The sequence below is a fragment of the Baekduia sp. genome (assembly GCF_035318805.1).
GTDB lineage: Bacteria > Actinomycetota > Thermoleophilia > Solirubrobacterales > Solirubrobacteraceae > Baekduia.
In genome coordinates this window covers 1-6,236 of the sequence record NZ_DATHDY010000038.1, presented here as the reverse complement: position 1 = coordinate 6,236, position 6,236 = coordinate 1, and the positions used below count along the sequence as shown (strand labels likewise).

The 6,236-nt window shown below is 71.0% G+C and carries 7 protein-coding genes and 2 pseudogenes; 1 reads left to right on the top strand and 8 read right to left on the bottom strand.

The window, feature by feature from the left end:
* Both VK501_RS09285 and VK501_RS09280 read right to left on the bottom strand, forming a co-directional pair.
* Positions 1–207: pseudogene (locus VK501_RS09285) on the bottom strand (electron transfer flavoprotein subunit beta/FixA family protein); the annotation flags it as partial.
* 129 nt (positions 208–336) lie between these two features.
* Complete coding sequence (locus tag VK501_RS09280) at positions 337–765, bottom strand: cobalamin B12-binding domain-containing protein (RefSeq protein ID WP_324336900.1); 429 nt, start codon at positions 763–765, stop codon at positions 337–339.
* A gap of 103 nt (positions 766–868) precedes the next feature.
* On the opposite strand from VK501_RS09280, the gene VK501_RS09275 reads away from it, so the two are divergent.
* Positions 869–1,108, top strand: coding sequence for a hypothetical protein (locus tag VK501_RS09275; protein WP_324336898.1), 240 nt, complete (start codon positions 869–871; stop codon positions 1,106–1,108).
* A gap of 5 nt (positions 1,109–1,113) precedes the next feature.
* Here the strand turns inward: VK501_RS09275 and VK501_RS09270 are convergent, their stop codons facing one another.
* From VK501_RS09270 to VK501_RS09245, 6 genes and pseudogenes are all read right to left on the bottom strand, one after another.
* On the bottom strand, positions 1,114–1,440 hold the full coding sequence (locus VK501_RS09270) for a cupredoxin domain-containing protein (RefSeq protein ID WP_324336896.1): 327 nt from the start codon (positions 1,438–1,440) through the stop codon (positions 1,114–1,116).
* A gap of 37 nt (positions 1,441–1,477) precedes the next feature.
* Complete coding sequence (locus tag VK501_RS09265) at positions 1,478–3,139, bottom strand: acyl-CoA mutase large subunit family protein (protein ID WP_324336893.1); 1,662 nt, start codon at positions 3,137–3,139, stop codon at positions 1,478–1,480.
* 36 nt (positions 3,140–3,175) lie between these two features.
* A complete protein-coding gene (locus VK501_RS09260) occupies positions 3,176–3,679 on the bottom strand; it encodes a MarR family winged helix-turn-helix transcriptional regulator (RefSeq protein ID WP_324336892.1) in 504 nt (167 codons plus the stop codon).
* 301 nt (positions 3,680–3,980) lie between these two features.
* Positions 3,981–5,117: an acyl-CoA dehydrogenase family protein gene (locus tag VK501_RS09255; RefSeq protein ID WP_324336889.1), complete on the bottom strand. Its 1,137-nt coding sequence runs from the start codon at positions 5,115–5,117 to the stop codon at positions 3,981–3,983.
* A 49-nt stretch (positions 5,118–5,166) separates the two neighbouring features.
* Complete coding sequence (locus VK501_RS09250) at positions 5,167–5,919, bottom strand: HAD-IB family hydrolase (protein ID WP_324336888.1); 753 nt, start codon at positions 5,917–5,919, stop codon at positions 5,167–5,169.
* A gap of 46 nt (positions 5,920–5,965) precedes the next feature.
* Positions 5,966–6,236: pseudogene (locus tag VK501_RS09245) on the bottom strand (acetyl-CoA C-acyltransferase); the annotation flags it as partial.

Here is a 6,236-nt window from a genome sequence, read left to right as displayed (position 1 = left end):
CGCGGACTCCGGGCCCATGGTGACGGCGACGATCTCGTCGACTGCGACGGCGCCACCCTCCTTGATCTGCATGGCCGCCTCGATGGCGTGCGTGTCATACGGGTTGAGGTTCTTCTCACCGCTGCGATCCAGACGACCCGTGGACGGGTCGATGCGCTTCTGGACGGCGGCGTCCGGGACTTCCTTGACCAACACGGCGATCTTCACGGTGTCAGGGCCTCCTCTGGCGAACGAACGACGACCGGCAACATGGTACCTGCTCCGTTGACTGACGAGTCAATCGGCGACAGGGACCGTACCGGTCCTGGGTTTCTCAGACCAGTCGGACCGTCGCTGCTAGGCGCCCGTACGGGGCGACTGCTCGACCGAGGACCGGATGAAGTCGATGATCTCCTGCGTGGGCGCGCCCGGCGTGAAGACCTCGGCGACGCCGAGCTCCTTCAGCGGTGCGATGTCGTCGGCGGGGATCGTCCCGCCCACCGTGACGAGCACGTCGTCGATGCCCTGCTCGGAGAGCAGGGCCACGATGCGGGGCACCAGCGTCATGTGGGCTCCGGAGAGGATCGACAGGCCGACGGCGTCGGCGTCCTCCTGGATGACCGTCTCGACGATCTGCTCGGGCGTCTGGTGCAGGCCTGTGTAGATGACCTCCATGCCTGCATCACGCAGGGCGCGGGCGATGATCTTGGCTCCGCGGTCATGCCCGTCGAGGCCCGGCTTGGCGACGACGACGCGGATCTTGCGCTGGGTGGGTGTCGCAGGCATGTTTGGGCTCCTTCGGGGGACGAGGCCCGCTCGTCCCGGAGGCGGCGGGATCGTACCGCTCGGCGGCATCGGTGCGCGTCGCGGCGGATACCCTGCCTCCGCGATGGCGGAGATCGAGGTTGGGGACGTGGTGCTCGCCCGGGGAACGACCGGGCGCTTCCACGCGGTCGTGTCCGGGGTGCGGCTGGGCCGCCTGATGGTCGAGCGCTTCGACGGGCGGCCGGCCGGACCGCTCTCGCCGCGCGACGTGATGACGGTCTACAAACCGGCCGGGCCGCCGACCGGGGAGGCGCGCACCAAGCGCCTCCGGCCGAGCGGCCAGCTCAGGCTCGACCTGGAGTAGTCCGGTTACTTGACCCTGATGGTCATCGTCATGTCGGGTGCGTGGATCGTGCAAAGGATCGAGTAGGTCCCCGTCTTGGTCAGCTTCTTGGAGAAGGTGCCCTTGGTCTGGGTCGTCGAGGAGAACTTGACCGGGCCCTTGGTGACCTTGACGTTGTGCGGCGCCTTGCCCTTCCACACCCACTTGACCGTGGTGCCCTTGGACACCGTGATCGACTTGGGCGCGAACAGGTTGTCCTTGACCGAGACGGTCTTGGTGGCGGCGAAGGCCGGGATGGCCAACGCGCCGGCGGCGAGCGCCGTGGCGGCGACTGCGGCGACGAGCTTCTTCATGGGTGTGCCTCTCCTCCGGGAGTCATGCGGGACAGGCTCAGAACACCGGGGTCTCGGTGTAGGAGCCGAACACGGACTGCAACGCACCGATGATCTCACCCTCGGTCGCGTGGACGCGTGCCGCGTCGAGGAGGTGGGGCATGAGGTTGACGTCGTCGCGGGCCGCGGCCTCCTTCAGCGCGGTCAGCGACGCCTCGACCGGGCCGGCCGCGCGGCGGCTCTTGACGGCGGTGACGCGGTCGATCTGCTTGCGTTCCAGCGCCGGGTCGATGCGCAGCAGCTCGGTGGTGGCGTCGTCGCCTTCGGTGTAGCGGTTGACGCCGACGACGACGCGGTCGCCGTGGTCGATGCGCCCCTGCAGCTCGTAGGACGCGTCGGCGATCTCGCGCTGGCAGAAGTTCTGCTTGACGGCCTCGACCATGCCCCCGAGCTCGTCGATGCGCCGGAAGTAGTCGTAGGCGGCGGCTTCCATGTGGTCGGTCAGCGCCTCGACGTAGTAGCTGCCGCCCAAGGGGTCGATGGTGGACGTCACGCCGGTCTCGTGGGCGATGATCTGCTGGGTCCGCAGCGCGATCCTGACGGCCTCCTCGGTGGGCAGCGCGAGCGCCTCGTCATAGGAGTTGGTGTGCAGCGACTGGGTGCCGCCCAGCACGCCGGCCAGCGCCTCGATGGCGGTGCGCGTGACGTTGTTCAGCGGCTGCTGGGCGGTGAGGCTGACCCCGGCGGTCTGCACGTGGGTGCGCATCAGCCACGACTTGGGGTTCTTGGCGCCGAACGTCTCGCGCAGCTCGCGGGCCCAGATGCGGCGGGCCGCCCGGTACTTGGCGATCTCCTCGAAGAAGTCGATCTGGGCGTTGAAGAAGAAGCTCAACCGGGGCGCGAAGTCGTCGACGTCGAGGCCGCGGTCGACCGCCTGCTGGACGTAGGTCAGGCCGTCCTTGAGCGTGAACGCCAGCTCCTGCTGGGCCGTCGAGCCGGCCTCGCGGATGTGGTAGCCGGAGATCGACACCGGGTGCCAGCGCGGCATCGTCTCGGTGCACCACTGGACCATGTCGCCCATCAGGCGCATCCCGTGGTCGACCGGGAAGCACCACTCCTTCTGGGCGATGTACTCCTTGAGGATGTCGGCCTGGATCGTGCCGCCGAGGCGCTCCGGCGGCACGCCCTGGCGTTCGGCCGCCACCACGTAGAACGCCAGCATGATCGCCGCCGGCGCGTTGATCGTCATCGACACGCTCACGTCGCCCAGGTCGATGCCGGCGAACAGGTCCTGCATGTCGACGGTCGTGTCGACCGCGACGCCTTCCCGGCCGACCTCGCCCAGCGAGCGGGGGCTGTCGGAGTCGTGGCCCATCAGCGACGGCATGTCGAACGCCGTGCTCAGCCCCGTCTGGCCGTGCTCGAGCAGGTAGTGGAAGCGCTCGTTGGTCTCCTCCGCCGTCCCGAAGCCCGCGAACTGGCGCATCGTCCACAACCGCCCGCGATACATCGACGGGTACACGCCACGGGTGAACGGATAGCCGCCGGGGACGCCGATGGAGGCGTCGCGATCGGCCGGCAGGTCGGCCTCCGTGTAGAGCGCCTTGACCGGCTCGCCCGAGAGGGAGACGAACTCGGCGTCGCGCTCCGGCGTCGCGCCGTAGGCCTCGAGCCACTGCTCGTGCGTCGTCGGAACCGTGGGGCGCTGCGTGGTGGTCATTTAGGAGGACTTCCTCATATCCGTGGGGTCCTCATGCTACGCGACGAAGTCCCCGGCGTCGAGACGCAGGACACGCAGCACGTTCGTGAGCCCCTCTTGCTCCTCCGGGGCCAGCGCGCCGAGGCCGAACTCCGCTGCGTTGAGCGCCTCGGTCGCGGCGCGGGCCGCGGTCCGGCCCGTCTCGGTGATGACGGCCAGCGTCGCGCGGCCGTCGCGGTCGGACGGGATACGGCGCACGAGGCCGTCGTCGGCCAGCGCGGCGACGATCGACGACGCCGACGTGCGGTGGACCTGAAGGCGCTCGCCGAGCTTGCCGATCGGCAGCTCGCCGTGGCGCGTGTAGGACAGGAGCACGAGCGCCTCGTAGCGCGGGAACGTGAGGCCGTACGGGCGCACCAGCTCGTTGAGCCGGGCCAGCAGCACCTGCTGCGCCCGCATGATGGAGGTGACCGCCGCCATCGGCCGCGACGGCTCGGACCCCCAGCGCTCCTCCCAATGGCGGCGCGCCTCGGCGACGGGATCGATGCGCAGCGGCGCCATGGGTGCAGGCTACGGGCGCAGGGTCGGCTGCGTTCCCGGTCTGGGGCACCCTGAGGGGTCAGACCCCGAAGCGCCGGGGCCGGGACGGAGGCCAGGCAGACGGGTCAGACCCCGGCTGTGGAGGTTCGGTCTGGGGCACCCTGAGGGGTCAGACCCCGAAGCGCCGGGGCCGGGACGGAGGCCTGGCAGATGGGTCAGACCCCGGCTGGGGTGGTTCGGTCTGGGGCACCCTGAGGGGTCAGACCCCGAAGCGCCGGGGTCGGGACGGAGGCCTGGCAGATGGGTCAGACCCCGGCTGGGGTCAGTCGCGGGCTGCCTCGCCGAGCAGTGCGCGGGCGATGACGAGGCGCTGGATCTCGCTGGTGCCCTCGTAGATCTCGGTGACCTTGGCGTCGCGGTAATAGCGCTCGGCCGGGAACTCCTTGGTGTAGCCGTAGCCGCCGAGGATCTGGATCGCCTCGCCGGTCCAGTGGCGCGCGACGCGTGAGGCGAAGAGCTTGGCCTGCGCGCCCTCGACGGTGTGCGGCCGGCCGGCCTCCTTCAGGCGCGCGGCGCGCCAGACCAGCGCGCGCGACGCCTCGACCTCGGTCTGCATGTCGGCGAGCTTCTGCTGGATGGCGCCGAAGCCGCCGATCGGGCGCCCGAAGGCGTGGCGCTCCTTGGCGTAGCCGGTTGCCAGCTCGAGCGCCGCCTGGGCGATCCCGAGCGCCTGGGCGGCGATGCCGATCCGGCCGCCGTCGAGCGTCGAGAGCGCGATGCGCATCCCGCCGCCCGCTGCGCCGAGGCGCTCGGCCGGCGTGTCCTGGAGGGCGAGGTCGGCGGTCGAGGAGGAGTTCAACCCCATCTTCTCCTCCTCGCGCGTGACCGAGAACCCCGGCGCGCCGCGGCGCACCAGGTAGGCGCTCGGCTTGTCAGGGTCCTTGGCGAACACGACGAAGGTGTGGGCGTAGGAGCCGTTGGTGATCCACTGCTTGGTGCCCGTGAGCAGCGGCGCGCCCGCCTCGCCGTCGGTCGCGCGCGTGCGGATCGCGCCGGCGTCGGAGCCCGCGCCCGACTCGGTCAGCGCAAACGCGGCGATCTCGTGGCCCTGGGCCAGCGGCGGGACGAGGCGCTGGATCTGCTCCTCGGTGCCGCTGGCGAGGATCGGGAGCGTGCCCGCGCTGGTGTGCACCGCAACGGTCACGCCGACGCCGGCGTCGGCGCGCGCGAGCTCCTCCAGCACCAACATGTAGGACAGGAAGTCGGCGCCCGCGCCGCCGTGCTCGGCGGGCACGCACACGCCCATCAGCCCCAGCTCGCCCAGCGCCGTGAACACCTCGCGCGGAAAGCGGTGCTCGCGGTCCCACGCTGCGGCGTGCGGCGCGATCTCCTCGTCGGCGAAGCGCTTGGCGAGGTCGCGGATCTCGCGCTGCTCGTGGGTCAGCTCTGAGTAGCTCATCGAACGTGCCTCCAGGTCCGTCGCAAGGCGGCGACGAGGACGTTCGACCTCATCGGGCAGCGCCCCTCCGGCGGGCGGTGGCGCCGGCGGCGCCGAGCAGGGTGGCGGCGGTCAGGCCGCCGATCATCTTCAGGCGTCCGCCGAGGCGGTCGAAGCGCAGGACGTCCCAGCCCTCCTCGCGGGCGACGCGGGCCAGCGCCCCGTCGGGGTTGACGGCGACCGGGTGGCCGACCGCGCGGAGCATGGGAAGGTCCGACTCCGAGTCGGAGTAGGCGTAGGAGTCGGTCAGGTCGATGCTCTGGTCATCGGCCAGCGCGCGCATCAGCTGGGGCTTGCCGTCGCGGTAGGCGAACGGGCCCGCGAGCTTGCCGGTGTAGAGGCCGTCGACGGCTTCCAGCGGCGTCCCGAGGCCGCCGTCGAACCCCAGGACGTGGGCGATCATCCCGGCGGTGTCCTGCGTAGCAGCAGTGACGATGAACACCGGCCGCCCGGCGTCCTGGTGCTGCCAGGCGATCTCGAGCATCTGCGGGTACAGCCGCGGCAGCACGCCGGCCAGCACCTGCGGGCCGAGGCGCTGGAAGTCCACCGCGCGCTTGCCGACGAGCATCTCGCCGACGCGGAGCATCACCTTGTCGGTGCTCTCGTCGGTCGAGCCGCGCAGCCGGAACTTCACGTTCTCCCAGGCGTCGAGCGCCAGGCGCCGCCGCGAGATCATCCCTGCTCTCGCGGCGGCGCGGGCCCAGAAGAACCCGGACGAGCCCGACATGAGCGTCCGATCCAGGTCGAAGAACGCGGCCGACACTCGCCCAGGGGGCGAGATCGGGTCCCCGGGGCGAAGCTCGTCGTCGTTACTGCCCGTTCCCATGCACCCTCAGGATGACCGCGTCGCCCTGGCCGCCGCCGGAGCAGATGGCGGCGACGCCGAGGCCGCCGCCGCGGCGGCGTAGCTCGTGGACCAGCGCGCCGAGGATGCGGGCACCGGAGGCGCCGATCGGGTGGCCGAGGGCGACGGCGCCGCCGTTGACGTTGACGCGCTCCTCGTCGATGGCCAGCTCGCGGATCGACTGCAGGGTGACCGAGGCGAAGGCCTCGTTGATCTCCCACAGGTCGATGTCTGCC

Excerpts from the sequence above, each read along its gene's own strand:
- VK501_RS09280 (WP_324336900.1), bottom strand. The coding sequence starts at position 765 with ATGCCTGCGACACCCACCCAGCGCAAGATCCGCGTCGTCGTCGCCAAG.
- VK501_RS09270 (WP_324336896.1), bottom strand. The coding sequence starts at position 1,440 with ATGAAGAAGCTCGTCGCCGCAGTCGCCGCCACGGCGCTCGCCGCCGGC.
- VK501_RS09255 (WP_324336889.1), bottom strand. The coding sequence starts at position 5,117 with ATGAGCTACTCAGAGCTGACCCACGAGCAGCGCGAGATCCGCGACCTC.
- VK501_RS09275 (WP_324336898.1), top strand. The coding sequence starts at position 869 with ATGGCGGAGATCGAGGTTGGGGACGTGGTGCTCGCCCGGGGAACGACC.
- VK501_RS09265 (WP_324336893.1), bottom strand. The coding sequence starts at position 3,139 with ATGACCACCACGCAGCGCCCCACGGTTCCGACGACGCACGAGCAGTGG.
- VK501_RS09260 (WP_324336892.1), bottom strand. The coding sequence starts at position 3,679 with ATGGCGCCGCTGCGCATCGATCCCGTCGCCGAGGCGCGCCGCCATTGG.